This is a genomic window from Promicromonospora sp. NPDC057138, assembly GCF_042670845.1.
Taxonomy (GTDB): domain Bacteria; phylum Actinomycetota; class Actinomycetes; order Actinomycetales; family Cellulomonadaceae; genus Promicromonospora.
Genome location: NZ_JBHUUX010000007.1, coordinates 57,216 through 82,503, shown reverse-complemented (window position 1 = coordinate 82,503; position 25,288 = coordinate 57,216). Strand labels below are relative to the sequence as shown.

The window sequence follows — 25,288 nt, the reverse complement described above, 5'->3', positions numbered from 1 at the left end:
GTACGATTCGTGACCGTACTACCGGGCCTGCGCACGGTGGAAGCCGGCGTCGGCCACGTCACGCCTGGTAGATCTCCGTACCCGACGATCGCGCCCGCTCGTAGCGGACCGGCAGCGCCTGCGGGTGCCGCACCCAGGGCGACGGGACCCACGCCAGGTCATGGTCCGCGACCGCGAGCTCCAGGTCCAGCTCGGTCAGCAGCCGGTTGATGGCCACGCGCGCGATGATCCGCGCCTGCCGCGACGCCGGGCAGCGGTGCGGCCCCACGCCCCAGGCCAGGTGCGCCCGGTTGCCGACCTCGTCCCACATGTCGCCGGTGTGCACCAGCGGGTCCTGGTTCGCGGCGGCCACGGCCATGATCAGGGCGTCGCCCTTGCGGATCAGCTTCCCGTCCAGCTCCAGGTCCTGCATGGCGTACCGGGGCAGCGGCGGGTTCGCGGCGGGCGCCTCGCGCCAGAGCACCTCGTCCAGGGCGTCGTCGAGCGCGATCCGGCCGCCGGTCCAGCGCGCGGCGAACCGCTTGTCCGTGAGCAGGAGCCGCAGGGTCAGCGCGATCCACGCGGTGAGGAACTCGCTCGCCGCGATGAGCGGCACCGACATGGAGTCCGCGACCTCGCGGTCGTCGTGGAAGCTCTTGTGCCGCACGAAGGTGGAGGTCAGGTCGGCCTCGCCCGTCGCGCGCCGGCTTTGCACGTGCGCCATGAGGTTGCGCCCCATACGGTCGCGCGCCTCGGCGGCATGGCCCGTGTGGTCCATGATGTGCGCCGAGTCGATCATCATCTGGTCCGCCGTCTCCTGGTCGAACCCGAACAGCGACGTGACGGCGAGGAAGCCGACCTTCTTGGACCAGTCCCGCACCAGGTCCGCCTCGCCGCTGCGCCCGAGGCCGTCGATCAGCCGCATGCTGACCTCCTCGACCTGGTCCACCACGGTCTTCTCGGCCAGTGCGGCGAGCCCGTCGTCGAGGGGCTCGCGCAGCCGGCGGCGCTTCTCGCCGTCGTGGTGGTAGGACGAGCTGCGCGGCTCCCGCGGGGAGATCCCGAGCAGGGCCGAGCGCTCCGACAGCAGGCCGTCGTAGTGCCAGCGCCAGTTGCGGGGATCCCGGGAGAACTGCGCCTCGTTCCGGGCGATCTCGCAGATCTCGGCGTGCCCCATCACCAGCCACGCGGGCACGCCGGGCTCCATGTCGACGGGCGCCACCACGCCCCATCTCCCCCGCAGGACGTTATAGATCTCCTGCGAGTCCGCACCGCCCGTCGTCGCTGACAGGGGGGTGAGCCCTTTCAGGCCCGTGAGCTCGATGGGCGCCGTCGGGGCAGCCACTCTGTCCATGGCACCCATCTCAGCACAGCGTCCGGATTGCCCGTAATCGTGGCTGCGATATTCGCTGCCGCCTGGAGATCGTCGGACCCAGGGTCCATCGGCGCTAAGCAGTCCGGTTGAACCTCTCCGCGAACCGGGAGGTGAAGAGGTCGGCCCCCTTGCGCCGGACCACCGTCTCGAGGGGGGCCGCCACGGCGCCGCCCTCGGGGCCGGGGAGCTGGCCCACCCCGGCACGGGTGCCTAGCGGCAGGAGGATCCTCGGAACCGGTGCCGGCTCGTACACGGCTCCGGGCCGCTCGCCCTGCAGCTGGGCCCGGAGGTTCTCGACGACGACCAGCGCCTGCGTTTGCGCATGAGTGGCCATCTTGGCATCGGACAGGTCGGCGATGTCGCCGAGCGCGTAGACGTTCCGGTGGCCGACGACGTTCAGGTGCTCGTCGACCGGGACGGTACGCCGCTCGGTAAGCCCAACCAGGGCGCCGTCCTCCAGGTAGCCGGTGTTGACCCGCGCGCCGAAGCCGCGGAACCAGATGTCGGCGACTATCGACTCGCCGGTGTCCGTCGTCACGGCGAAGGTCGCCGCCGTACCGGCCTCGACGGGCGGCAAGGCGGTCAGGGACGTGCCGAGGCGCAGCTCCACGTTCAGCTCCTTGAGCTGGCGGAGGAGTTCCTCGCGCACCTCGGGCAGGAACCCGGGGAGCAGCTCCGACGACGGGGCGACGACTGTGACGCGCTTGTCCGGCCACACCTCGCGGATCTCGCCCGACAGCTCGAGCGCGACCGGCCCCGCACCCAGGATCAGCACCCGCCGGGCGTGCGCGAGCTGGTCGTTCGTGGCGTACAGATCGGCCATGGCCTGCGCGGCGCCCGTGGTCGCGTGCCGGGGGTGCACCGGGTAGGAGTGGCTCGACCCCGTCGCCAGGACGAGATAGTCGGCATCGAGGCGTCCGCCGGCGGCCAGGGCGACGCCGGTGGGATCGGCCGACGTCACGGTGTCCCGGAGCACGTGGCCGTGCTCGAGCAGGGTCCGGTAGTCGAAGAACGTGTGGTGCGCCCAGTCGGGCCGGGCCAGCGCCCGCAGCGACCCCGAGAAGTTGACGAACGCATCTCGCGGATCGACGAGGGTGACGTCCGCGTCGCCGTCCAAGGCCTTTGCGATGAGGGTGCCGGCATACCCGCCTCCGACGACCACGACCGTTGTGCTCATGTGCTGCGCCTTCCGCTCGTTAAGAGTTGACGCGACAACTCTAACGCCATGAGTTGTCTCGTCAACTCTGGGTGGCTAGGCTGTCCGCATGGCCGAGCCCGCACCCCTGTCGCCGGAGGAGTGGTCGTTCTGGGACGCGTGGATGCAAGCACAGCGGCTGCTCGCCACAGAGGTGGACCGCGCCCTGCAGCACGACTTCGGGATCTCCAAGGCCGAGTTCAGCATCCTCGTGAAGCTGCAGGCGGCCCCCGACGGACGGATGCGGGTCACCGACCTGGCCGGCTCGCTCGACTGGGAGAAGAGCCGCGTCGCGCACCAGCTCACGCGGATGGAGCGCCGTGGGTTGCTGGAGAGAAGCGAAGCAGGTGCGGCCGGCCGTCGGACCGGCGTCGCGCTGACGGCGTCGGGCAAGGACGTGGTCGGGCGAGCGATCCGCGGACACGAGCGCACCATCCGCCGGCTCGCCCTTGACCGGCTCTCACCGGAGCAGGCCGTAGCGATCGGCGCCTGGAGCAGAGGCCTGATCGACCAGCTTTCTTAGAGTTGCTTAGTTCTACTTATTTCCAGCCCGCTCGGGTGTCCGCGCAGGTCAGCTGCTCGTCAGAACCCCAGGCGCCGGAGCTGCTTCGGGTCGCGCTGCCAGTCCTTGGCGACCTTCACGTGCAGGTCCAGGTAGATGCGCTGGCCCAGCAGCTTCTCGATGCCCTGCCGCGCCTCGGTGCCCACGGACCGCAGCCGGGACCCGCCGCGCCCGATGATGATCGCCTTCTGGGAGTCGCGCTCCACGAACAGGTTGACGCGGACGTCCAGGAGCGACGGCTTGCCCTTCGCGGGGTCGCCAGATCCCTCGCGCTCGACGATCTCCTCGACGACCACCGCCAGCGAGTGCGGCAGCTCGTCGCGTACGCCCTCGAGGGCCGCCTCGCGCACGAGCTCGGCGACCATGACGGCCTCGGGCTCGTCGGTCAGCTCGCCGTCCGGGTACAGGTCGGGGCCCTCAGGCAGGTGGGAGATGAGGACGGCCTCGAGCTCCTCGACCTGGTAGCCGTCCTTCGCGGAGACGGGCACGATGTCGTCCCACTCGCGGTCCACGGACCGCGCGAGCCGGTCGACGGCGACGAGGTGCTCCATGAGGTCGTTGCGCGGCACGAGGTCGGACTTCGTCACGACGGCGACGACGGGCACCCGTCGGCGCCCCGTCATCAGCTCGGCGAGCTGCGCCGCGATGTACCGGTCGCCGGGGCCGACCTTCTGGTCGGCGGGCAGGCAGAACGCTATGACGTCCACCTCGGACAGCGTGTCCCGCACGAGGTCGTTGAGCCGCTCCCCCAGCAGGGTCCGCGGCCGGTGCAGGCCCGGGGTGTCCACGAGCACGAGCTGGGCGTCGTCCCGGTGCACGATCCCGCGGATCGTGTGCCGGGTGGTCTGCGGCCGTGCCGACATGATCGCGACCTTCTGCCCCACCAGCGCGTTCGTCAGGGTGGACTTGCCGGCATTGGGGCGGCCCACCAGGCAGGCGAACCCGCTGCGGTGTTCCGTGGTCTGGTCGCTCACGAGGTCACTTCCTTCTGGTCACGCTTCTGATCACGGTGGTCCTGCTGGTCGGGACTGCCGTTGCTGTCTTCCGGATCGGCCGGCTCCGTGCGGTGCACGAGGATGGTCGAGATCTGCTTGCGCCGGCCCTCCACCCGCTCCGCCTCCAGGTGCACGCCGCCCACCTCGACGGACGAGCCCGCGAGCGGCACCTTGCCCAGCACCTTGGCGAGCAGGCCACCGGCGGTGTCCACGTCGTCGTCGTCCAGGCGCAGGTCGAACAGGTCGCCGAGCTCGTCCACGGGCAGCCGGGCCGGCACCCGCAGGACGCCGCCGCCGAGATCCTCGACCTCCTGGACGGGCACGGTGTCGTGCTCGTCGGTGAGCTCGCCCACGACCTCCTCCAGGAGGTCCTCGATGGTCACCAGGCCCGCGACGCCACCATACTCGTCGACCACGAGCGCGATGTGGCTGGCCGAGGCCTGCATCTCGCGCAGCAGGTCGTCGATCGGCTTGGACTCGGGCACGAACACCGCATCGCGCGCGACGTCCGCCGCGGGGCGCTGGGACGGCTCGCGCGCGCCGCCGCCGTCGTCCACGGGCCAGTGGACCGCGGCCACGACGTCCTTCAGGTAGGCGACGCCGACGACGTCGTCCACCGACTCGCCGATCACCGGCACCCGCGAGAAGCCGGACCGCAGGAACAGCCGCAGCACGCGGTCGAGCGAGGTGCCGGCGGCGACCGTCACCATGTCGGTGCGGGGCACCATGACCTCGCGCGTGATGGTGCCGCCCAGCTCGATCACCGAGCGGATGAGCTCCCGGTCGGACTCCTCGAAGGCGTTGCTCTCCGAGAGGCTCTCCCCCACCCGGTCGGCGATGTCGCGCAGCTCGGCCTCGGTGGGCGGTGACGGGTCGTAGCGCGGCACCGAGAACCGGGTCAGCCACGCGACCGCGCGGGAGACGCCGGTCAGCGGGCCCACCAGCGCGAGCAGGACGGCCACCGGCCTGCGGAAGCCGAGCGCGCGCGGCGAGACCCGCACGAAGATGACACCGACGACGACGCCCACGACCAGCGCGATGAGCATCACGGTGAGCTCGTCGGGCAGGCCGGGGCCCGTCAGCATCTGCTGCACGAGCAGGGTCCCGGCCGCGATCGCGACCACCTCCGACATGACGCGCACGAGCGCGAAGGAGGCGACGATCGCCGTCGGGTCGACGACGAGCGCCTGGGCGCGCCTGATGCGGGCCGCGCGCTCCGGGTCGGGTGACCGGCCGAGCTCCGCCTCGGCGAGCGCCTCCGTCAGGGACGCTCGGGTGACCCGCAGGAGCGCTGCCTCGCCGGCCGAGAGCATGCCCGCCAGCGAGAGGCCGACGAGCACGATCAGGGCCAGGAGCAGGACGATCACGCCGGTCACCGAGTGGCGAGGAAGGTCAGGAGGAGCTTGCGCTGGAGCGCGAACATCTCCTTCTCCTCCTCCGGCTCGGCGTGGTCGTAGCCGAGCAGGTGCAGGATCCCGTGCGTGGTCAGGAGCAGGAGCTCCTCGGTGGTGGAGTGGCCTGCGGCCTTGGCCTGGGTGACCGCGACCTCCGGGCACAGCACGATGTCGCCGAGCGTCCCGGCCGGGGTGACGTCGCCGTCCCGCCCCGGCCGGAGCTCGTCCATCGGGAAGGACAGGACGTCGGTGGGCCCGGGCTCGTCCATCCACTGCACGTGCAGGTCCGTCATGACGGTGGTGTCGACGAGGATGATCGACAGCTCCGACTGCGGGTGCACCCGCATGGCGTCGAGCACGTACCGGCCGAGCGCGGCGAACTCCGCCTCGTCGACCTCGAACCCGGACTCGTTGTTGACCTCGATGCTCACCGGCGCTGCCTCTTGTTGCTCCCCGGACGGTGGTCCTGCGGCTGGCGGCCCGGACGGCGGTCGTCCGTGAGCACGTCCCAGCGCGCGTACGCGTCGATGATGTCGCTCACCAGCCTGTGCCGCACGACGTCGGACGACGTCAGGCGGCAGAACTCGACGTCGTCCACGCCCAGCAGGATGTCCTCGACCACGCGCAGGCCCGAGGTGGTGCCGCCGGGCAGGTCGACCTGCGTCGCGTCGCCCGTGATCACCATCTTGGAGCCGAACCCGAGGCGGGTCAGGAACATCTTCATCTGCTCGGTCGAGGTGTTCTGCGCCTCGTCCAGGACGATGAAGGAGTCGTTCAGGCTCCGCCCGCGCATGTAGGCCAGGGGCGCGACCTCGATGGTGCCCGCCTCGATGAGCTTGGGCACCTGCTCGGGGTCGACCATGTCGTGCAGCGCGTCGTACAGCGGGCGCAGGTACGGGTCGATCTTCTCGGACAGCGTGCCGGGCAGGAACCCGAGGCGCTCCCCCGCCTCGACGGCCGGGCGCGTCAGGATGATCCGGTTGACCTGCTTGGCCTGCAGCGCCTGGACGGCCTTGGCCATGGCGAGGTAGGTCTTGCCGGTGCCGGCCGGGCCGATGCCGAACGTGATGGTGTTGGTGTCGATGGCGTCCACGTACGCCTTCTGCCCGACCGTCTTGGGCCGGATGGTGCGGCCCCGGCTGGACAGGATGTTGAAGGTGAGGACCTCGGCGGGACGCGACGACGACGCGTCGCTCAGCATCGCCACCGAGCGCTTCACGACCTCGGGGGTGAGCTGGGTGCCCGCCTCGACCACCTCGATCAGCTCGTCGAGCAGCTGGGTGACCAGGGCCACGTCGCCCGCCGGTCCGTTCACCGCTATCTCGTTGCCACGGGCATGGACGTCGACGCCGGGGAAGCCCTCCTCGACGGCCCGCAGCACCGAGTCCCGGCTCCCGAGGAGCGCGACCGTCGGGATGTGGGCCGGGACGACGATCTTGTGCTCGATCCGGGTCTGGGACTGTGTACTGGGCGTAGTTGTCATGAGCCGGCCCCGCGGGGCCGATCCGCTCCTTCGTGCGGTAGGGATGACGACAGTCCTCATCCTATCGATCTGCCGGGCCTCCGCCACGGTCTTTCCACAGGGTCGCCCGCCTGCGCCTCCTCGCCGTTCGGGAACAGCTCAGCGGGTGCGCGGGAGCTGCAGGAGCAGCGTCGTCCCCTGCGGCGACGTCGACTCGACGGTCACGTCGCCGTGATAGCGGCGCGCGATGTCCCGCACGAGCGCCAGGCCGAGGCCGAAGCTCCGGCGTCGCGGGTTCTCCGACGAACGGGCGAACCGTTCGAAGATCCGCTCCGGGCTGATGCCCTGGATGCCGGAGCCGCTGTCGCGCACGCGAACCGACGCCATCTCGCCGTCCACCCCGACCAGCACCTCGACGGCTGCACCGGCGGGCGAGTGCTGCACGGCGTTGTCGACGAGCGCCACGACGCAGCGCGCGACGGAGACCTGCGGCACTGCGACCGTCGGCTCCGCGTCGACCCGGGTCTCGATGCGGAGCCCCGCTTCGTGCGCCAGGACCTCCATCGAGGACACGGTGGTCCGGACGGCGTCGGCGACGGCCGTCACCGGATCGCCCGGCTCCGCGGCCCCCTCGGCGCTGAGCAGCAGGTCGTTGATGACGTCGGCCATCGACGCGGCGTCGGCCCGCAGCCGGCCGACCACCTCCCCGACGGGTTCGTCGCGTTCCAGCCGGCGCTGCAGCACCTGCAGCCGGCTGGTGAGCACGGTCAGCGGGGTGCGCAGCTCGTGGCTGGCGTCGGCGACGAAGTTCCGTTGCAACCGCAGCGCCTCCGCCAGCGGCGCGACCGCCCGGTGTGCCGTGAGCCAGGCGACGAGCCCGAGCAGCACGATGCCGATCACGCCCAGCACGACGACAAGGCCGATCACCTCGTCCCGTTCCACCACCCAGGCCACCTCACGGCCGTCCGGGGGGTGGCCGACGCCGTGCTCGACGCGCTCCTGCCGCGCCTTCAACGAGATCGTCGTGATCAGCACAGCCACTCCCGCGACCGTCAGCACGGCGGAGGCGATGCCGACGTAGAGACCGATCGAGAGGGCGGCTCGGCGCACGCGCGACCGGTCGGCGACTTCCGTCATGGCAGGTCACCTACCCGGTATCCCCGAGCACGGACGGTCTCGACCATCTGGCGGCTGGTCTTCCTGCGCAGGTAGTGCACGTAGGTGTCGACGCTCCCCGGGGAGTCGTCGGCGCTGAATACCGCGTGCAGGATCTCGTCACGGGAGAACACGTGCTCCGGGCTGGAGCTGAGCAGGTCGAGCAGTGCGTTCTCCGTCGTCGTCAGCGGGATGCGCGCGCCGGTGGGCGAGTAGATCGTCTGGTTGTCCGGCGTGTAGATCCAGTCCCCGAGGTAGCGGCGCCTCCCGTCCGCCGCGAAGCCGCGCCGGAGCGCCCGCAGGCGTGCGAGCAGCTCGTCGAACTCGAACGGCTTGACCAGGTAGTCGTTCGCACCGCCGTCGAGGCCGGAGACCTTGTCGTCCACCGTGCCCAGGGCGGTCAGCATGAGGACCGGCGTGTTGATCCGGGCCCGGCGGACCGCCGCGATCAGCGCCACGCCGTCCTTGCCCGGCAGCCGGCGGTCCACGACCAGCACGTCGTAGTGCCGGTGCAGGCACAGGTCCAGCCCGCGCTCGGCGTCGACGGCGTGGTCGACCTCGTAGTACTCGGACAGGACCTCGGACATCATCCCCGCGATCGCCAGGTCGTCCTCCACGACCAGGAGCGCGGGCCGCGACGGGGCGGTCTCGGAGTCCATGCTCGCCTCCCTGGGCGTTCGTGGAGCGCTGCTCCGGATCATGCCTATCCTCCGCCCACGCTCCAAGAGTTCGCTGAGAATTGGATCCGCGCGCCCCGGGCCCGATTTCTGAGCCCAGTCTTAGAGACCGGGCCTGACGCTGTGGGCATGGACACTCTGGTAAGCGGTAGGCAGACCTCGGCACGACCTGTCCCGTCGCACGCTCCGCGCGGGCACGGCGGCCGGCGCAGCCTACGTCTGTGGCGGACGGCGGGGGTCGCCGCCCTCTGGCTGACCAGCCTGTTCGTGGTGGCCCTGTGGGTCGACGGCGGTGGGATCCAGTCCACCGTGCAGGGCGGCGCGCCGATGCTGACCACGCTCGGCCGGATCACCGGGCTGGTGGCGGCGAACCTGCTGCTCTACCAGGTGCTGCTGATGGCCCGGGTCCCGCTGTTCGAGAAGGCCTTCGGCCACGACGCGCTGACCCGGGGCCACCGCCTCACCGGGTTCTGGTCGTTCTGGCTGATGCTCGCGCACATCGTGCTGATCACCTTCGGCTACGCGGGCACGGCGCAGACCGGGTTCCTCGCGCAGCTCTGGCAGCTGGTCGTGGACTACCCCGGCATGCTGCTGGCCGCGGCGGGCACGCTGCTTCTCCTCGGCGTGGTCGGCCTGTCGATCCGGCGCGCCCGCCGCAAGATGCGGTACGAGTCCTGGCATATGCTGCACCTGTACGCGTACCTGGGCGTGGGGCTGGCGCTGCCGCACCAGCTCTGGACCGGCGCCGACTTCCTCGCCTCGCCGCCGGCAACCTGGTACTGGTGGACGCTGTGGGCGGTGGCCGCCGGCTGCGCCCTGGTCTACCGCGTGATCGTCCCCCTCGTGCGGTCGGCGCGGCACAGTCTCCGCGTGGCCGAGGTGGTGCCCGACGGCAGCGACGGGGTGACCGTGCGGCTGACCGGGCGCAACCTGCATCGGCTGCGCGTCCAGGCCGGGCAGTTCTTCGTCTGGCGCTTCCTGGACGGGCCCGGCTGGTCACGCGGCAACCCGTTCTCCATCTCCGCCCGTCCGGGCGCGGACGGGCTGAGCCTCACGGCACGGGTCGTCGGTGACGGCACAGACCGCCTGGGGCGCCTGCGCCCAGGGACGAGGGTGCTGATCGAGGGGCCGTATGGCCACCTCGTCGGAACGCACCGGCAGGGCACCAAGCTCCTCATGCTCGGCGCCGGTGCCGGGGTGGCGCCCCTGGTCTCCCTGCTGCAGGAGCAGCCGTACGCGCCGGGTGCCGCGACCCTGGTGACCCGGGACAGCCGTCCGGAGGCGGCTCTGCTGAGCGAGGCCGTGGCCGAGCTCGTCCGGGAGCGGGGCGTCCGCCACGTGCCGCTCGACGGACCCCGCACCAGCGTGAGCTCCCCCTGGCTGCCGCGCCTCTACGAGCAGTGGCAGGGGACCCAGCTCATCGCGCACCTGGCCCCCGACCTGGCCCAGTACGACGTCTACCTCTGCGGACCCGTGCCGTGGATGGACGCCGTGCGCGCCGACCTCGACCGCCTGGGCGTGGCGCCCTCGCGGATCCACTCCGAGGCCTTCGCGATCTAGAAACGACAGGAGTGATCATGAGCAGGATCGTCTACGCGTTGCTGGCCACCTTCACCGGCCTGGTGCTGCTGTTCGGCTACCGGACCTCCACCGAGGTGGTCACGCCGACGGCGCTCGAACCTCAGGCGCTCTCACCTACCGTCCAAGGCAACAGCTCGAGCGGCACGACCAGCTCGGGCGGCACGACGTCGGGGACCTCGACGGGCCTGAGCGACGGCACCTACCAGGGAACTACCGCCTCGACGCGGTGGGGCCCGGTGCAGGTGCAGATCACGGTCTCGGGCGGACAGATCACCGACGCCCAGGCCCTCCAGTACCCCACGGGAAACAGCACGGACGACCGGATCAACAGCTACGCCATCCCCGTGCTCAACGGTGAGGTCCTCGACGCGCAGAACACGCAGATCGACATGGTCTCCGGGGCCACCGTCACCAGCGGCGGCTACCTCGACTCCCTGCAGAGCGCCCTCGACCAGGCGCGCGGCTGACCGGGGCGACGATCGTGCGCGAGAACAGGTTCCGCCGGCTGATCGAGGTCCAGCAGATCATGGGGATGCCGATCAGCGTCCACGTCATCCTCGGTGACCTCGACCGCGACCGGGACACACCGGCCGTCGGGCGCGCCACCGGGCACGCGTTCGACGACCTGCGCGAGGTCGACCGGGTCTTCTCCACGTTCCGCGAGGACTCCGACATCCGCCGAATCGCCCGCGGAGAGCTGGACCTGGCGGACGCCGACCCGATGGTCGCGGAGGTGCTCCGTGAGAGCCAGGCCGCCGAGGCGGCGACGCGCGGGAGGTTCTCGGCATGGTGGCAGGGCTGGTTCGACCCGACGGGGCTGGTCAAGGGCTGGGCGGTGGAGCGAGCGGCGGCCCGGTTCCTGCGGCCGTTGCTGGCCGAGCCGCTGGTCGAGGCGGCAGGCATCAACGCAGGCGGCGACATGCAGCTGCTGACCGCCCCCGGATCGGCCTGGCGCTGGCACGTCGGCATCGCCGACCCCGACGACCGGATGGCCACGCTCGCCACTGTCGACGTCGGCGACGGCGCTGTGGCTACCTCGGGGACCGGCGAACGCGGGCAGCACATCATCGATCCCCGGACGGGACGACCGGCGACCACTGTGCGCTCCGCGACCGTCGTATCCGACCGGCTCACTCACGCCGATCTCTGGGCGACCACCGCCGTCGTCGCCGGCTTCGACGACCTCGGCTGGCTCGACGAGGCGCGCAGCGAGTCCGGGATGCTGATCGCTCCCGACGGGCGGATCCGGCGCTGGACCGGCAGCACGGAGGTCACCGTCACGGAACGCGCCGGCTGATCACGCGAAGCCGGGCAGGTCCCCGCCCGCGAGCAGGTGGGCGTGCACGTGGAAGACGGTCTGCCCTGCCTTGGGCCCCGTGTTGAAGATGAGGCGGTACTGGCCGTCCGCGAGCTCGCTGGCGACGCCGTCGGCGAGCGCGATCAGGCTCGCCAGCCCCGCGGGATCCGAGGCCGCGAAGGCCGGGACGTCCGGATAGTGCTCCCTCGGCGCCACGAGCACGTGCACGGGCGCCTTGGGCGCGATGTCCCGGAAGGCGACGGCGGTGTCCGACGACGCGACGATGTCCGCCGGGATGCTTCCCGCCACGATCTTGCAGAAGAGGCAGTCAGGGCTGTCGGTGCTCGTCATGTCTCGCAGGCTACCGGCGGACGTCGGGGGACGGCTCCCGCAGGCGGCCGACCCGCGCCGGACGGCCTTCGCCACGATTTTCCATACCGTTACATAGTTGGAAATGCCTGGGTGAAAGGGATGTGGGAGAGTTTGCGGCATTCGAGGGAGATTGGCGTACTGCGGCACCGTTTCGCCGGGGTCGATCCCGCCGGGCCTCGTCGTCGCCCTCACACCACACACAGAGTCACCTGGAGGTTCGCGTGGGTTGGTTCATCGCCCAATCGCTCGCATTCATCATCATCGCGGCCCTGATCGGCCTCGCGATCGGCATCTGGATCGGCTGGCTCGTCTGGGGCCACCGTGCCAAGGGCAAACACACTGCCGAGAAGGCCGAGGCCGCCGCGCGCGCTACCGCCGCCCGGTCGGCGTCGAGCGCCGAGACGGAGCAGGCTGCCGCGACTGCGGCGGGTGCCGAGGCCGGTACGGATGCGGACACGGAGCAGGCCGACGCCGAGCCGGTGCGCGCGCTCGCCGTCGCCGCCTCCGATACGGGCACTGATGGATCGCCCGACCCCGAGACCGCCGTCGGCACGGACACGGTGCTCCCGGTCGCGGACAGCGCGTCGGACGCCGACGCCGACCAGGCCGACGCCCCCGCCGACGGTGCGGGTGACGACGCCGCGGAGAGCGAGCCGGCGGACGCAGCTGACGGCGAGGCCGACGTCGAGGCCGCCGAGGCCGACGTCGTCGCCGAGGCCGAGGCCGTCGCGCGCAAGGCCGCCGAGGCGGACGCCGCGGCCAAGGCAGCCGCCGCGCCGGAAGCGGACGGGCCCGCCGCGAAGGCCGACGCCCCCGAGACCCCCGACAACCTGCGGCGCATCGAGGGCATCGGGCCCAAGATCGCGTCCGCGCTGGTCGCCGCCGGCTATCCCACGTACGCCAAGATCGCCGCCGCGACCGAGGACGAGCTGCGCGAGGCCGTCGCGGGCCAGGGCATCAAGTTCGCGCCGTCGGCCAGCAGCTGGGCCGACCAGGCGCAGTACCTCGTGGACAGCGACGCCGAGGGCCTGGAGGAGTACCAGGACTACCTCGTGGGCGGCCAGGAGCGGCGCGCGAAGTTCAACGAGAAGGTCGACTACGCCGACGTCGACGAGATCGCGGGCGCCGACGCGAAGGCCGAGGCGATCGCCGAGGACGAGGCGGAGGCCGCCGCGGTCGAGGCCGAGCCGACGCCGGAGCCCGAGCCCGAGCCGCAGGACCTGCAGCGCATCGAGGGCATCGGGCCGAAGATCGAGTCGGCCCTCAAGTCCGCCGGCTACACGACCTACGCCGAGGTCGCCGGCGCGAGCGAGGACGAGCTGCGCGAGGCGCTGTCCTCGGCGGGCATCACGTTCGCCCCGGCCGCCACGAGCTGGGCCGACCAGGCGCAGTACCTGGTCGACGGCGACGAGGACGGCCTGCGGGAGTACCAGGACTACCTCATCGGCGGCCAGGACCGCGCCTCGAAGTTCAAGGAGAACGTCGACTACGCCGACGTCGACGAGATCGCGGGCGCCGACGCGAAGGCCGAGGCGATTGCCGAGGACGAGGCGGAGGCCGCCGCGGCCGAGCCGACGCCGGAGCCCGAGCCCGAGCCCGAGCCCGAGCCGCAGGATCTGCGCCGCATCGAGGGCATCGGCCCGAAGATCGAGGCCACGCTCAAGTCGGCCGGCTACACGACCTACGCCAAGGTCGCCGCCGCGTCGGAGTCCGAGCTGCGCGGGGCACTCGCCGACGGCGGCATCAAGTTCGCCCCGGCCGCCGCGAGCTGGGCCGAGCAGGCCAAGCTCCTGGCGAACGGCGACGAGGACGCCCTGCGGGAGTACCAGGACTACCTCGTGGGCGGTCAGGAGCGGCGGGCCAAGTTCAGCGAGGACGTGGACTACACGGACGTCGACGAGATCGAGGACGCGGACGCCAAGGCCGCGGCGCTCGCCGCTGACGAGGCGAGGACGGCGGCCGGGGGCGGCGACACCGAGTCCGCGGAGTCCGAGGTCAAGGCATGAACCTGCGGGCGGTTCTCCCTCCGGTGATCGTCGCGGTCCTCGGGCTGGGCGTGCTCTCGGGGGTCCAGGACACGGGGTTCCGCGATCAGATCGAGTCGAAGCTGACGGAGCGCGCGCAGGAGGCCCTCTCGGCGGCCGGGCTCGGCGCGGTGGAGGTCGAGCTCACGGGCCGCGACGCCGACGTGACCGCGCCGACCGACGCGGACGCGCTGGCGGCGGCCGACGTCGTGGGCGACGTGGACGGCATCCGCACCACCGTGGCGTACACGCCGGACGGCCTGGCGTCGGCGGAGGCCGCCGCTGCGAGCGATCCCGAGAGCACCCCGGGCGAGGACAGCGCCACCGCCGAGGCGACGCCCTCGCCCGAGGCGACCGACCCGCCGTCCGACAGCGAGCCGACGGACGGCGAGACGGCCGAGCCCGAGGGCGACAAGCCGGAGCGTGAGCCCACGCGCAAGGAGCGGGAGCAGGCCCAGGAGGACCTGGTCGAGATCCCGAACATCACGTTCGTCACGGACAGCGCGCGCCTGACCGCGGACGGTCGGCGTGTGGTACGGGAGGCCGCCGAGGTGCTCGAGGAGCACCCGGAGGTCGAGGTCCGGATCGAGGGGCACACCGACTCGGTGGGCACTACGTCGCACAACCAGGAGCTCAGCGAGCGCCGCGCCGAGGAGGTGCTGGACCGGCTGGTGGAGCTCGGCATCGACAGCGACCGGCTGACGTCGAAGGGCTACGGCGAGTCGGACCCGCTGGTGGTCCCGAGAACCTTCGCGGACCTGGAGAAGAACCGCCGCGTGGAGTTCAACGTAGCGAACTGATCGTTGAGTGCTGGGTATTTGTCGGGTCGAGGCGTCAAGACCCGCAAATACCCAGCACTCAACTGTCTACCAGCGGCCCAGGCGGGTGCTCAGGAGGGCTATCGCCACCGGGCCTGCCGTGGAGGTGCGCAGGACGTGCGGGCCCAGGCGGGCCAGCACGGCGCCCGCGTCCGTGAGGAGGGCGACCTCCGCCTCGGAGATCCCGCCCTCGGGTCCGACGACGACGAGCAGCTCGCCGGCGTCGGGCAGCGGCACCGTGGCGAGGCCGTCCGACGCCTCCTCGTGCAGCACCGCTACCGTCCCGCCCGCGGCGACCACCTCGCGGGCACGGGCGGCGAGCTGCTTGGTGGTCAGCGGCAGCTCGACGTCGGGGATGCGGCACCGGCGGGCCTGCTTCGTCGCGGCGCGCACGGTGCTGACCCAGCGCGCCCGCGACTTCGCTGCCCGGTCCCCGCGCCATACGACGACCGAGCGGTCCGCCTGCCAGGGGACGATCGCGTCCGCCCCGGTCTCGGTGGCGGCCTCGATCGCCATCTCGTCACGGTCGCCCTTGGCGAGGGCCTGGACCAGCGTGATGACGACGGCGGGCGCCGGCTCGACGTCGACCTGGTCGACGCGCAGGTGCACCTCCGCGCCGTCGACGGACTCGACGACGGTCCGCAGGCGCACCCCGGCGCCGTCGACCACGTCGATCCGCTCCCCGGGGCCGCGGCGCTGGACGACGCCGGCGTGCCGGCCCTCCGCGCCGTCGAGCACGTACACCGAGCCGGCCGCGTACCCGGACAACGGATGGGCGGCGGACGCCTCCGCGAGAAAGACTGGCGCGCTCATGGACCGGCGGTCAGCGCCCGCTGAGCTTGTCGCGCAGGCGCGAGAACACGCCGCCGTGGACCGACGCGAGCCGCGACTCGGGCCGCTCCTCGCCGCGCAGCACCGAGAGCTGCTGCAGGAGGGCGGTCTGCTCCTCGTCCAGCGCGGTGGGCACCTGGACCTCGATGTGCACGTTGAGGTCGCCACGCCCCGGGGAGTGCAGGTGTCCCACGCCGAGGCCCTTGAGGGTCATCACCTGGCCGGGCTGCGTGCCCGGGCGCAGGTCGATCTCCTGGAGCCCGTCCAGGGTGTCGAGCTCGAGCACGGTGCCGAGCGCCGCCGCCGTCATCGGCACCTGGAGGGTGCAGTGCAGCTCGTCGCCGCGGCGGACGAACGTGTCGTGCGCGCGCTCGCGGATCTCGACGTACAGGTCGCCGGCGGGGCCACCACCGGGGCCCACCTCGCCCTGCGCGGAAAGCTTGATGCGCGTGCCGGTGTCGACGCCGGCGGGCACGTTGACCGAGATGGTGCGGCGCGAGCGCACGCGGCCCTCGCCGGAGCAGTCGGTGCACGGCTCGGGGATCACGGTGCCGAAGCCGCCGCAGGCGGAGCACGGCTGGTTCGTCATGACCTGGCCGAGGAACGAGCGGGCCACCCGCTGCACGGAGCCGCGGCCGTGGCAGACGTCGCAGGTGCGCGCCGAGGTGCCCGGCCGCGCGCCGTCGCCGCCGCAGGTGTTGCAGACCACCGCGGTGTCGACCTGGATCTCGCGCTTGGCGCCGAAGACGGCCTCGGCGAGCTCGAGGTCGAGGCGCACCAGCGCGTCGTTGCCGCGCCGTGCGCGCGGGACCGGCCCGGCGGGCTGCCCGCCGCCGAAGAAGGTCTCGAAGATGTCCTGGAAACCGAACCCGGCGCCGAACCCGCCGCCCGCGCCACCGCCCGGCGCGGTCGGGTCCACGCCCATGTCGTACTGCTGGCGCTTGTCCGGGTTGGACAGCACCTCGTACGCGCGCGCGACGTCCTTGAACCGGTCCTCGCCCACGTCACCCGCCACGTCGGGGTGCAGCTCACGAGCCAGCTTGCGGTAGGCCTTCTTGATCTGCTCGGGCGAGGCGTCGCGCGGAACACCGAGAATCTCGTAGTAGTCGGTCACAGGTCTCTCTTTGTGGGGAGGATTGTGGAAGGTGGGGGTGTCAGCTGGGCAGCACTCGCGACAGGTAGCGCGCGACGGCGCGCACCGCGGCGATGGTGCCCGGATAGTCCATACGGGTGGGGCCGATCGAGCTCAGGATCGCGACGGTGTCGCCGGTGGACGAGCCGTAGCCGGAGGTGACGACGGAGGTCTCCGACAGGCCCGCCATGCGGTTCTCGTGGCCGATGCTCACCGCCACCCCGGCGTCGTCGGTCATGTCGGTGAGGAGACCGAGCAGGACCACCTGCTCCTCCAGCGCCTCGAGCACCGGGCGCAGGCCCTGTTCGAACCGCATGCTTGCCCGCGCCAGGTTGGCCTGGCCCGTCAGCACTATGCGTTCCTCGCTCTCCTCGGCGAGCGCGGCGGTGACGACCTCGGCCACTGCGGTGGCCAGCGCCCGGTGCTCGTCGGGCATGGCTTCGGTGACCCGCGCGAAGGCGGTGCCGATCTCGGTGAGGCGGTGGCCCGCGGCGACGGCGTTGAAGCGGGCGCGCAGCTCGCCGAGCGTCCCGTCGTCCAGGCCCACGGGCACGTCGAGGAAGCGCTGCTCCACCCGTCCCGTGTCCGTGATCACGACCACGAGGAGCCGCCCCTCGGCAGAGGGCACGAGCTCGAGGTGCCGCAGCCCGGACCGGCGCAGCGAGGGGTACTGCACGACGGCGACCTGGCCCGTGAGCTGGGCGATGAGCCGCCCGGCCCGCGCCACGACGTCGTCCAGGTCGACCGCCTCGGACAGGAAGGTCTCGATGGCGCGCTTCTGGGGCACGGTCAGCGGCCGCACCTCCGCGAGCTGGTCCACGAACAGGCGGTAGCCCTTGTCCGTGGGGATGCGCCCCGCCGAGGTGTGCGGCTGGGCGATGAGCCCGGCCTCCTCGAGCGCGGCCATGTCGTTGCGCACCGTCGCGGGCGAGACGCCGAGCTTGTGCCGCTCGGTGAGTATGCGCGATCCGACGGGCTCCCGTGTCCGGACATAGTCCTCCACGATCGCTCGCAAGACATCGAGCCTGCGTTCCTCGCTCACCGCGCTCACCTCCGTCCCAGATAGAACGTCCGGGACCTGCACCCGGGTTCCGGCCGCTCTCCAGCGCTCTCGCTCCAGCACTCTCGCCGACCGAGTGCCAATCCTACGCGGCACACGCCAGGGGCCAAGTCCCCGACCCGCGCCCAGCCCGTCGCGCGCCCGCACGGGACGCACCGGACCCGCAGGTCACGCGGGTGACCAAGGCCTCCTACACGTTCGCGAGGGGCTGAGTAGGGCAATGCCTTAGGGGCCCCCGAACCGCCCCGGAGAACCGGCCCGAAAGATGCGGCGACCGCCCGATCCGCCGGGGCTACCTCACGGACGAATCTAGAACCACTGCCGGCGAGGGGCCGGCATCGACCAGGAGGAACACCATGTTCGGCTTCACCAGCTACGCCGAGTACCGCCAGAACGAGCAGGACCTCGACCGCCGGGCCGAGCAGGCGCGGGTGGCCCGCGAGCAGCGCGACACCGTCCGCCGGCAGGCGGCCGAGCGCCGCGGCGCCGAGCGCACCGCGGAGCGGGCCACGCACGCCGCACGCCCCCGGGTCGCCTGACCGCCCGCCCAGCCGTCCAGCACGATGCTGACCAGCGACGATGCCCACCGAGACGACGACCATCGACACAGTGACAGACACGACGACGGGACCGGCATGGGACGATGAGCCCATGCCGGTCCCTCGTGCGCGCCTGGTGGGCCGAGCCCGTGAGCTCGGCGCGCTGACCGCCGCTCTCGACGACGTCCGCTCGGGCGCCAACCGCACCCTCGTGATCGCCGGCGAGGCGGGCATCGGCAAGACCCGCCTCCTCGACGAGCTCACCGCACGCGCCGACGGCGTCACCGTCGTCACCGGGCAGTGCGCCGACGAAGGGTCCGGGCCCCTCCCCTACGCGGCCCTCGCCGGCCTGCTGCACGGCATCGTCCAGGCAGTCGGCCGTCCCGACACCGTCGTCGCCGCGGCCGGACCCGCCGCCGGCGCCCTGTCCGCGGTAGCACCGCAGCTCGTCGCCCCGGCGTCCGACGCCGGAGCCGACCGCATCCCCGAGGTCCTCACCGACCTGCTCACCGGCCTCGCGGCCGACCAGCCCCTCGTCGTGGTCATGGAGGACCTGCACTGGTCCGACGACGTCACCCGCGCCGTCGCCCTCCGCCTCGCCCGCACCGCGCCCCCCGGCCTGCTCCTCCTGCTCACCTACCGCAGCGACGACGTCGGACGCGCACACCCCCTGCGCACCGTCATGGCCGAGCTCGACCGGGCCCGCCTCACCACCCGCCTCGACCTGACCCGCCTGGGCGAGAGCGAGGTCCGCGAGATGGCGCAGGACCTGCTCGACGCCGGGCTCGACACCGGCCTCGACGCCCAGGCGCTCGCCGACCTGGCGGACCGCAGCGAGGGCGTCCCCTTCTACGTCGAGGAGCTCGTCGGCTTTCTCGGCACCGACCTGCCCGACTCCCTGCGCGACATCCTCCTGCTGCGCTACTGGAACCTGAGCCGGCAGGCCCAGGCGCTGTGCCGCGTGGTCGCGGCCGCCGGCCCGCGCGTCTGGTACGACGTGCTCGACGACGTCCTGGCGGACCCCTCGACAGGCTCAGGACGGCTCCCCTCGACACAGTCCGGGCAGCACGTCGTCCCGAACGTCGGCGCCGAGCCCGAGGAGACGGTGCGCGAGGCCGTCGAGGCGCAGGTGCTGGTCGTCACCGACGTCGGGTACGCGTTCCGGCACGCCCTGGTCCAGGAGGCGGTGTACGCCGAGCTGCTGCCCGGCGAACGGCGTCGGCTGCACGCCGCCTACGCACGAGCGCTGGAGCTGGCCCTCTCCCGGCGCGCCCGGTCCGTCGCGAAGCTGTCCCGCATCGCCGACCACTGGTGGCGCGCGGGGATGCTCGACAAGGCGCTCGCGGCGGCCGTCGTCGGGCACCGGGCGGCTGCTGACGGCGCGGCGTCGTCCACCGCGGTCGCCCTGGGCGAGCGCGCCCTGGAGCTCTGGGAGCAGGTGCCTGACGCCGAGGCCGTGGCCGGCCTGCCGCACCACGAGCTGCTGCGCACGGTCGCCGAGTCGCTGCGCGGGTCCACCCGGGCCGCCCGCGCACTGGCCGTTGCTCACGAGGCGATCGACGAGTGGCCCGCCGACGACCCGGCGGGCCTGGCCGGAATGCTCTCCGACACGGCGCTCATCGCGGGCCACGCCGGCTCGGACGAGGGGCCGGAGCTCATCGACCGGGCCCTCGCGCTCGTCGAGCCCGGCCGGGACGACGCCGTACGCGGCCATCTCCTGATGCTGCGGGCGCGCCACGCCATGCTGGACGGCCGGCCCCGGGACGCGATCGAGGCAGCAACGGCCGCCTACGAGACCGGCAGCGCGATCGGCAGCGCCGAGGTCGTGTCGGTGGCTCTGAACCTGCGGGGCGTGAGCCGGGTCCAGCTCGGCGACACCGGCGGCTTCGCGGAGATCGACGCCGCCCGCGAGGCGGCCGTGGGCACCTGGCACGGGCTGAGCCGGTACTACATCAACGGGTCGGACGTCTGGCTCCTCGTCGGCGACTGGACCCGGGCGGCGGAGATCGCCCAGGAGGGGGTGGGCGCGGCACAGCGGTACGGCTCGTCCGAGGCAAGCCGGATCATGATCGAGGGGAACCTCGCCGAGGCGTGGATCGGGCGGGGCGACTGGGCCGACGCCGCCGCCTGGTACGAGCGGACGGTCCCGCCGATCCACGACAGCGTGTACTCCGTCTACCTCAGCGAGCGCAGGGCCTGGCTCATGATGTGGCAGGGGCGAGTGGAGCAGGCGCAGGCCGAGGCGCGCCGCAGGGCCACGAGCTGGGAGCGGTTCGGGCGCCTCGAGGGGCAGATCAGGTCGCGCACCAGCATGACGCTGGCGGAGCTCGCGCTGCTGCGCGACGAGCCGGCCGAGGCCCTGGAGCGGATGTCGGTGGTGGTCGCCCCGGATACCGTGCGCATCCCGGCCTACGACCTGCCGCAGCTCGCCGTGGCCGCCCTGGCGATCGCCCGGCTGCGCGCGGCCGGGCAGGACGTCGACGACGCCCCCTACCGCGCGGCCCTGGCCGAGTGCGCGCGCTGGCCGACGTTCCCCCTGTGGTCGGCGCTGTTCGAGGCGGAGCTCGGCACCGGCCCGTGGACGGCGGTCGCCGACCTGCCCGGCCCCGGACCCGTGCACGTGCGCCCGTACGCGCTGTACCGCGAGGGCGCGCGGCTGCTGGACGCCGGGGACCGGGCCGGCGCCCGGTCGACGCTGGGGTCCGCTGTCGCGGAGGCGGAGAAGATCGGCGCGGGGCTGGTCGTCGGGCGGGCGCAGGGGCTCCTCGACCGGGCGGGGCTGACCGGCCAGGCCGAGGAACGCCGTCCCGAGCCTGCCGAAGGGCCGGGCACCGGCCTCGACTCGCTCACCGCCCGTGAGCAGCAGGTCCTCGCGCTCGTCGCCGAGGGCCTGACCAACGGGCAGATCGCCGAGCGGCTGTTCATCTCGGCCAAGACCGCGTCGGTGCACGTCTCGGCGATCCTCCGCAAGCTGGGCGTGTCGACCCGCACGGAAGCGGCCCTCCTCACCACCCGTCGCTGAGTGCTGGATCTTCGCTCCGGATGACACACCGAACGGGCGAAGATCCAGCACTCGACGAGGGGGCGGATCTACGCTCACGGGGTGTTCGACGAACGGTATGGGCCCGATGTGCTGTCCCCCGCATTTCCTGGCGCGCAGCGGGGGCGTCGGCCGACGTCGCTGCCCACGCCCGCCGAGCCAGGCCTCGTGGTCGAGGAGGTCGAGACCGGCTGGGTGGGCGCCGTCGTGCGGGTCGAGAAGTCGGGCGGCATGCACGTGGTGGTCCTGGAGGACCGCCGCGGCCGCACCCGCACCTTCCCGCTCGGCCCGGGATTCTGGGTGGAGGGCAAGCCGGTGGTGCTCACTGCGCCCGTCCTGAACCGCGCCCCCGCCCGGCCGACGCGCACGGCCTCCGGCTCCGTGGCGGTGCACGGCGCCCGGGCGCGCGTGGCGCGCGGCAGCCGCATCTGGGTGGAGGGCAAGCACGACGCCGAGCTCGTCGAGAAGGTCTGGGGTGACGACCTGCGCGTCGAGGGCGTGGTGGTCGAGATGCTCGACGGCGTGGACCACCTCGCCGAGCGCCTCGCCGAGTTCGCGCCCGACGCCGAGCGCCGGGTCGGCGTGCTGGTGGACCACCTCGTGCCCGGCTCCAAGGAGCAGCGACTCACCGACGAGGCGCTGCGCGGCGTCCCCGCCGGCACCGTGCTGGTGCTGGGCCACCCCTACGTCGACGTGTGGCAGGCGGTCCGCGCCGAGCGCCTCGGGCTGGACCGCTGGCCGGTGATCGACCGGGGCACCGAGTGGAAGCTCGGCATCCTGCGTTCCCTCGGCTGGCCTGCGGATACGCAGGCGGACGTCGCCCGCGGCTGGCAGCGCATCCTCTCCGCCGTGCGCGACTTCCGGGACCTCGACCCAGCCCTGCTCGGACGCGTCGAAGAACTTATCGATTTCGTGACCGCGTCCTAGGCCATCTCGTGGGCCGCAGCCTCTACGGTTGGGGCCATGTCCGAGAACCCGCAGGAACCGCAGCCTCCTCAGCAGCCCGGTCCGCCGCCTCAGCAGCCGCAGCCGGGTCCCGCCTACGGCTCGCCGCAGCCCGGCCAGCCGCCCTACCAGGACCAGTCCCAGCCCCCGCCCGGCCAGCCGTACCCGGGTCAGCCCCAGCCGGGTGCCCCCTACGGCGGGCCCTACCAGCCGCAGCCGCTCACGCCGTCCGACGAGCGCACGTGGTCGGTCATCGCCCAGGTCGGCCCGTTCGTGCTGGGGTTCATCGCGCCCCTGGTGATCTGGCTGGTGCTCAGGGAGCGCAGCCGGTTCGTGGACCAGGAGGCGAAGGAGTCACTGAACTTCCAGATCACCGTGGTGCTCGCACTGATCGCCGCGGCGATCATCACCGCGGTCACGCTCGGGTTCGGCGGGATCGTGTACCTCGCGTTCATCGCCCCGATCGTGTTCATGATCCTGGCGGCCGTGGCCAACGGCAAGGGTGAGCCGTACCGCTACCCGGTCACCATCCGCTTCATCAAGTAGGCCGAGACCGGCCACCGTCGGCCGGAGAGATGACCATGCACCTCCTGCCAGTTCCAACCCGGATCTGGCAGCAGGTGCATGGTCATTTTCGACGACGGACGAGGGACGACGGACGACGGCGTCAGGCGGCGGGCGGGGCGTATGTCGTCGGGCCGAATGCGGCCGGGCCTGCTGCGACCGGGCCGCCGGTGAGCCGGCGGAACGCGAAGGCCAGCGCGAGGAGCGACAGCGGGAGCGTGACGAACAGGCCGAGCCCGCACAGGATCGCGCCCAGGATGTTGATGCCGAGGAGCGCGAGCTCCAGCAGGAACACGGCGCCGAAGTTCTGCCCCACCAGGCGGAACGACGAGGTGAAGGCCTCCCAGGCGTTCAGGCCCCTGTCGACCACGTTGTGGTAGGTGAACGGCGCGAAGATCGCCAGGGCGATGAGGCCCACGCCGCACAGGAGCAAGCCGACGAAGCCGGCAGCCAGCAGCAGGAGCGCCGCGAGGATGATCATCCCGTAGCTGTTGACCTTGAAAAGCGTCCCCCAGGTCGCCTTCTCGCCGGAGACCTCACGCAGCGCCGCGTTGATTCCCAGGGCCTGAAGGACCGAGACGATCAGGGAGCCGATCAGCCCGAGCGTCGAGCCGCCGACGCCCGACGCTATGGAACCCACGTCGCCGGGGTTGTCGGTGGCGGCGCGCATCTGGTCCTGGTAGTCGCTGAACGACGGGCCGTTGAAGATGCCGCCCACGACGAAGGTCAGCAGCACGAAGAGGACCCAGAACAGCCAGTTCGCCTTGAACTTCTCCCAGCCGTAGCCCAGCGCCTCACCCACGCTGAACGGGCCGGACGGCTGCGTCCCGTAGTACGGGTCCGGCCCGCCGTAGGCGGGCGGCTCGCCCGCGCCACCGTAGGGCGGCGGCTGCGTCGGACCACCGGCGGACGGCGGCGTCGGTCGGCCGTACGGCGGGGGCGTCGGCCCGCCCGGCGGAGGGGTGGGCGCGCCCGACGGCGGCTGGGTCGGACCGCCCGACGGCGGCGGCCCGCCCTGGTTCGGCTCGTACGGGCTGTGCGGCGTGTTCTCACTCATGTGAATCCCCTTGGCTGGTCAGTGGTCCGACCCAACCTTCACCTCTTCTCCGCATGCCCGCATGCGGAGAGCCGAATTGTCACCCCGGAATCAGCCCCGGACGGACTCCCCGGTCCACCGCTGCACGAGATACGCCCCCACCAGCAGCATCGCGGGTGCGACGACGACGAGCCCGATCCCGCACGTGAAGAGTGACGCGATGGCCAGGCCGGCGAAGATCGCGAAGACGGCGAGCGCGGTCCCGAGGTGCGACAGCACGAGCCCGACGCCGCCCGCGAGCGCCCGGCCGAAGCCCATCCCCTTGAGGATCAGGAAGGGCACCGGGAGCAGGAGCAGCGTGAAGACGACCTGTATCAGCCAGCCCACCATCGGCACGACGGTGCTGGCGAAGCCGAGGGCCCCGGTGATCACCGCGTACCCGATGAGCCCGCCGAAGCCACGCAGCGCGAAGAAGTCACGGAGTGCGACGGAGCGCGTCCGCGTCGCCGCGAGCGCTCCGGCGTACAGGAGGGACTGGAGCAGGAAGCAGATCCCCGTACCCGCGGCGGCGAGCCCCTTGGCGGTGAGCGTCTGGCCGGCGACCCGTGCGGCGTCGACCGCCGCCGGGTCCGTCGCGTTCAGCATGCCGTCGAGGGCGGACGGGCTGAACATCAGGACGACGGCGGCCTGCGCCACGCCGAGCAGCAGGCTCATCACCACCCACTTGCCCCAGCTCGTGCCGAACCCACTCCAGGCCCAGCGCCATGCGTTGCCCACCGTCACTGGCTCGCCGTCGTCGGGCCGGTACTCCGCGGCCGCGACGTCGGAGTACTGCGGGAATCCTGGCTGCGGGGTCTGGTAGCCCGGCTGCGGGGTCTGGTAGCCCTGCTGCGGGGTCTGGTAGCCCTGGCCAGGGGTCTGGTAGCCCTGCTGGTAGCCGGGCGCGGGGGCCTGCTGGCGCTGGGGCTGGCCCCAGATGCCCGGCTGCGGGTCGCGCTGCTCCGGCCGCTGCTGAGGCTGGTAGTCGGGCCGGCCGTACGGGTTGGCCGGACGCCCGTAGGGGTCGCGCGGGCCGTACGGGTCGAACGGCTGAGGGTCCTGCGGCAGAGGGTCCTGCCCATAGGGGTCCCGGGCGGAAGCCTCCTGGCCGTGGGGGTTCGCGTCCTGTCCTCGCCGGTGCCCGGGGTTCTGCGCGCGGTGCGGATCCTGTGGGTTCCAGCCGCCGTAGGTGTTGCTCATTCGCGTGCCCCTTGTC

General features: G+C 72.3%; 24 protein-coding genes. 10 read left to right on the top strand and 14 right to left on the bottom strand.

Annotated features, from left to right (window positions below; all coding sequences use genetic code 11):
* Nucleotides 1-58: 58 nt before the first annotated feature.
* On the bottom strand, nt 59-1,333 hold the full coding sequence (locus tag ACFT2C_RS07030; protein ID WP_377206310.1) for a cytochrome P450: 1,275 nt from the start codon (nt 1,331-1,333) through the stop codon (nt 59-61).
* Between the two features lie 94 nt (nt 1,334-1,427).
* On the bottom strand, nt 1,428-2,531 hold the full coding sequence (locus tag ACFT2C_RS07025; protein ID WP_377206309.1) for an NAD(P)/FAD-dependent oxidoreductase: 1,104 nt from the start codon (nt 2,529-2,531) through the stop codon (nt 1,428-1,430).
* An 88-nt stretch (nt 2,532-2,619) separates the two neighbouring features.
* On the opposite strand from ACFT2C_RS07025, the gene ACFT2C_RS07020 reads away from it, so the two are divergent.
* A complete protein-coding gene (locus tag ACFT2C_RS07020; RefSeq protein ID WP_377206308.1) occupies nt 2,620-3,072 on the top strand; it encodes a MarR family winged helix-turn-helix transcriptional regulator in 453 nt (150 codons plus the stop codon).
* Between the two features lie 59 nt (nt 3,073-3,131).
* On the opposite strand, the gene era is transcribed toward ACFT2C_RS07020, so the two are convergent.
* The 6 genes from era to ACFT2C_RS06990 form a co-directional block, all read right to left on the bottom strand.
* Complete coding sequence (gene era, locus ACFT2C_RS07015; protein ID WP_377206307.1) at nt 3,132-4,085, bottom strand: GTPase Era; 954 nt, start codon at nt 4,083-4,085, stop codon at nt 3,132-3,134.
* On the bottom strand, nt 4,082-5,473 hold the full coding sequence (locus ACFT2C_RS07010) for a hemolysin family protein (protein WP_377206306.1): 1,392 nt from the start codon (nt 5,471-5,473) through the stop codon (nt 4,082-4,084). Before ACFT2C_RS07010 ends, era begins: the two co-directional genes overlap by 4 nt.
* Nucleotides 5,474-5,478: 5 nt before the next feature.
* Nucleotides 5,479-5,931: an rRNA maturation RNase YbeY gene (gene ybeY / locus ACFT2C_RS07005; RefSeq protein ID WP_377206305.1), complete on the bottom strand. Its 453-nt coding sequence runs from the start codon at nt 5,929-5,931 to the stop codon at nt 5,479-5,481.
* Nucleotides 5,928-6,983, bottom strand: coding sequence for a PhoH family protein (locus tag ACFT2C_RS07000; protein WP_377206304.1), 1,056 nt, complete (start codon nt 6,981-6,983; stop codon nt 5,928-5,930). The genes ybeY and ACFT2C_RS07000 overlap by 4 nt, the downstream gene beginning before the upstream one ends.
* A 138-nt stretch (nt 6,984-7,121) precedes the next feature.
* A complete protein-coding gene (locus ACFT2C_RS06995; protein ID WP_377206303.1) occupies nt 7,122-8,099 on the bottom strand; it encodes a sensor histidine kinase in 978 nt (325 codons plus the stop codon).
* Nucleotides 8,096-8,776 carry a response regulator transcription factor gene (locus tag ACFT2C_RS06990; RefSeq protein ID WP_377206302.1) on the bottom strand — a complete coding sequence of 227 codons (681 nt, stop codon included), beginning with the start codon at nt 8,774-8,776 and terminating at the stop codon, nt 8,096-8,098. Before ACFT2C_RS06990 ends, ACFT2C_RS06995 begins: the two co-directional genes overlap by 4 nt.
* A gap of 147 nt (nt 8,777-8,923) precedes the next feature.
* Here ACFT2C_RS06990 and ACFT2C_RS06985 point away from each other — a divergent pair, with 147 nt between their 5' ends.
* From ACFT2C_RS06985 to ACFT2C_RS06975, 3 genes are read left to right on the top strand one after another with little or no spacing between them, the layout of a single operon-like run.
* Nucleotides 8,924-10,354: a ferric reductase-like transmembrane domain-containing protein gene (locus ACFT2C_RS06985; protein WP_377206301.1), complete on the top strand. Its 1,431-nt coding sequence runs from the start codon at nt 8,924-8,926 to the stop codon at nt 10,352-10,354.
* 17 nt (nt 10,355-10,371) lie between these two features.
* The gene (locus ACFT2C_RS06980; RefSeq protein ID WP_377206300.1) at nt 10,372-10,842 is read left to right on the top strand and encodes an FMN-binding protein; all 471 of its coding nucleotides are present in this window, start codon (nt 10,372-10,374) and stop codon (nt 10,840-10,842) included.
* Between the two features lie 14 nt (nt 10,843-10,856).
* Entirely contained in the window at nt 10,857-11,672 is an 816-nt protein-coding gene (locus ACFT2C_RS06975) for an FAD:protein FMN transferase (RefSeq protein ID WP_377206299.1), read from the top strand.
* Here the strand turns inward: ACFT2C_RS06975 and ACFT2C_RS06970 are convergent, their stop codons facing one another.
* Nucleotides 11,673-12,023: a histidine triad nucleotide-binding protein gene (locus tag ACFT2C_RS06970; RefSeq protein ID WP_377206298.1), complete on the bottom strand. Its 351-nt coding sequence runs from the start codon at nt 12,021-12,023 to the stop codon at nt 11,673-11,675. It abuts the gene before it with no gap.
* A 242-nt stretch (nt 12,024-12,265) separates the two neighbouring features.
* Between ACFT2C_RS06970 and ACFT2C_RS06965 the strand changes: the two genes are divergently transcribed.
* Both ACFT2C_RS06965 and ACFT2C_RS06960 read left to right on the top strand, forming a co-directional pair.
* Complete coding sequence (locus ACFT2C_RS06965; protein WP_377206297.1) at nt 12,266-14,050, top strand: helix-hairpin-helix domain-containing protein; 1,785 nt, start codon at nt 12,266-12,268, stop codon at nt 14,048-14,050.
* A complete protein-coding gene (locus ACFT2C_RS06960; protein WP_377206296.1) occupies nt 14,047-14,868 on the top strand; it encodes an OmpA family protein in 822 nt (273 codons plus the stop codon). Before ACFT2C_RS06965 ends, ACFT2C_RS06960 begins: the two co-directional genes overlap by 4 nt.
* A 66-nt stretch (nt 14,869-14,934) precedes the next feature.
* On the opposite strand, the gene ACFT2C_RS06955 is transcribed toward ACFT2C_RS06960, so the two are convergent.
* The 3 genes from ACFT2C_RS06955 to hrcA are packed head-to-tail and all read right to left on the bottom strand — an operon-like array spanning nt 14,935 to nt 17,891.
* Nucleotides 14,935-15,699, bottom strand: coding sequence for a 16S rRNA (uracil(1498)-N(3))-methyltransferase (locus ACFT2C_RS06955; RefSeq protein ID WP_377206295.1), 765 nt, complete (start codon nt 15,697-15,699; stop codon nt 14,935-14,937).
* Between the two features lie 10 nt (nt 15,700-15,709).
* Entirely contained in the window at nt 15,710-16,831 is a 1,122-nt protein-coding gene (gene dnaJ, locus ACFT2C_RS06950; protein WP_377206294.1) for a molecular chaperone DnaJ, read from the bottom strand.
* Between the two features lie 40 nt (nt 16,832-16,871).
* A complete protein-coding gene (gene hrcA / locus ACFT2C_RS06945; protein ID WP_377206293.1) occupies nt 16,872-17,891 on the bottom strand; it encodes a heat-inducible transcriptional repressor HrcA in 1,020 nt (339 codons plus the stop codon).
* 374 nt (nt 17,892-18,265) lie between these two features.
* On the opposite strand from hrcA, the gene ACFT2C_RS06940 reads away from it, so the two are divergent.
* The 4 genes from ACFT2C_RS06940 (at nt 18,266) to ACFT2C_RS06925 (ending at nt 22,979) form a co-directional block, all read left to right on the top strand.
* Nucleotides 18,266-18,448 carry a hypothetical protein gene (locus ACFT2C_RS06940; RefSeq protein ID WP_377206292.1) on the top strand — a complete coding sequence of 61 codons (183 nt, stop codon included), beginning with the start codon at nt 18,266-18,268 and terminating at the stop codon, nt 18,446-18,448.
* Nucleotides 18,449-18,560: 112 nt separating this feature from the next.
* Nucleotides 18,561-21,470, top strand: coding sequence for an ATP-binding protein (locus tag ACFT2C_RS06935; protein ID WP_377206291.1), 2,910 nt, complete (start codon nt 18,561-18,563; stop codon nt 21,468-21,470).
* Between the two features lie 81 nt (nt 21,471-21,551).
* Entirely contained in the window at nt 21,552-22,415 is an 864-nt protein-coding gene (locus ACFT2C_RS06930; RefSeq protein ID WP_377206290.1) for a DUF3097 domain-containing protein, read from the top strand.
* Nucleotides 22,416-22,451: 36 nt separating this feature from the next.
* Complete coding sequence (locus tag ACFT2C_RS06925; RefSeq protein WP_377206289.1) at nt 22,452-22,979, top strand: DUF4870 domain-containing protein; 528 nt, start codon at nt 22,452-22,454, stop codon at nt 22,977-22,979.
* Between the two features lie 121 nt (nt 22,980-23,100).
* On the opposite strand, the gene ACFT2C_RS06920 is transcribed toward ACFT2C_RS06925, so the two are convergent.
* Both ACFT2C_RS06920 and ACFT2C_RS06915 read right to left on the bottom strand, forming a co-directional pair.
* Nucleotides 23,101-24,054: a hypothetical protein gene (locus ACFT2C_RS06920; protein ID WP_377206288.1), complete on the bottom strand. Its 954-nt coding sequence runs from the start codon at nt 24,052-24,054 to the stop codon at nt 23,101-23,103.
* 90 nt (nt 24,055-24,144) lie between these two features.
* The gene (locus ACFT2C_RS06915) at nt 24,145-25,272 is read right to left on the bottom strand and encodes a hypothetical protein (protein WP_377206287.1); all 1,128 of its coding nucleotides are present in this window, start codon (nt 25,270-25,272) and stop codon (nt 24,145-24,147) included.
* Between the last annotated feature and the right edge of the window lie 16 nt (nt 25,273-25,288).

Excerpts from the sequence above, each read along its gene's own strand:
- ACFT2C_RS06940 (WP_377206292.1), top strand. The coding sequence starts at position 18,266 with ATGTTCGGCTTCACCAGCTACGCCGAGTACCGCCAGAACGAGCAGGAC.
- ACFT2C_RS07020 (WP_377206308.1), top strand. The coding sequence starts at position 2,620 with ATGGCCGAGCCCGCACCCCTGTCGCCGGAGGAGTGGTCGTTCTGGGAC.
- ACFT2C_RS06995 (WP_377206303.1), bottom strand. The coding sequence starts at position 8,099 with ATGACGGAAGTCGCCGACCGGTCGCGCGTGCGCCGAGCCGCCCTCTCG.
- ACFT2C_RS06935 (WP_377206291.1), top strand. The coding sequence starts at position 18,561 with ATGCCGGTCCCTCGTGCGCGCCTGGTGGGCCGAGCCCGTGAGCTCGGC.
- ACFT2C_RS06955 (WP_377206295.1), bottom strand. The coding sequence starts at position 15,699 with ATGAGCGCGCCAGTCTTTCTCGCGGAGGCGTCCGCCGCCCATCCGTTG.
- ACFT2C_RS06990 (WP_377206302.1), bottom strand. The coding sequence starts at position 8,776 with ATGGACTCCGAGACCGCCCCGTCGCGGCCCGCGCTCCTGGTCGTGGAG.
- ACFT2C_RS07000 (WP_377206304.1), bottom strand. The coding sequence starts at position 6,983 with ATGACAACTACGCCCAGTACACAGTCCCAGACCCGGATCGAGCACAAG.
- ACFT2C_RS06920 (WP_377206288.1), bottom strand. The coding sequence starts at position 24,054 with ATGAGTGAGAACACGCCGCACAGCCCGTACGAGCCGAACCAGGGCGGG.
- ACFT2C_RS06925 (WP_377206289.1), top strand. The coding sequence starts at position 22,452 with ATGTCCGAGAACCCGCAGGAACCGCAGCCTCCTCAGCAGCCCGGTCCG.
- ACFT2C_RS06915 (WP_377206287.1), bottom strand. The coding sequence starts at position 25,272 with ATGAGCAACACCTACGGCGGCTGGAACCCACAGGATCCGCACCGCGCG.
- ACFT2C_RS06960 (WP_377206296.1), top strand. The coding sequence starts at position 14,047 with ATGAACCTGCGGGCGGTTCTCCCTCCGGTGATCGTCGCGGTCCTCGGG.
- ACFT2C_RS07030 (WP_377206310.1), bottom strand. The coding sequence starts at position 1,333 with ATGGACAGAGTGGCTGCCCCGACGGCGCCCATCGAGCTCACGGGCCTG.
- ACFT2C_RS06970 (WP_377206298.1), bottom strand. The coding sequence starts at position 12,023 with ATGACGAGCACCGACAGCCCTGACTGCCTCTTCTGCAAGATCGTGGCG.
- ACFT2C_RS06985 (WP_377206301.1), top strand. The coding sequence starts at position 8,924 with ATGGACACTCTGGTAAGCGGTAGGCAGACCTCGGCACGACCTGTCCCG.
- ACFT2C_RS06980 (WP_377206300.1), top strand. The coding sequence starts at position 10,372 with ATGAGCAGGATCGTCTACGCGTTGCTGGCCACCTTCACCGGCCTGGTG.
- ACFT2C_RS07025 (WP_377206309.1), bottom strand. The coding sequence starts at position 2,531 with ATGAGCACAACGGTCGTGGTCGTCGGAGGCGGGTATGCCGGCACCCTC.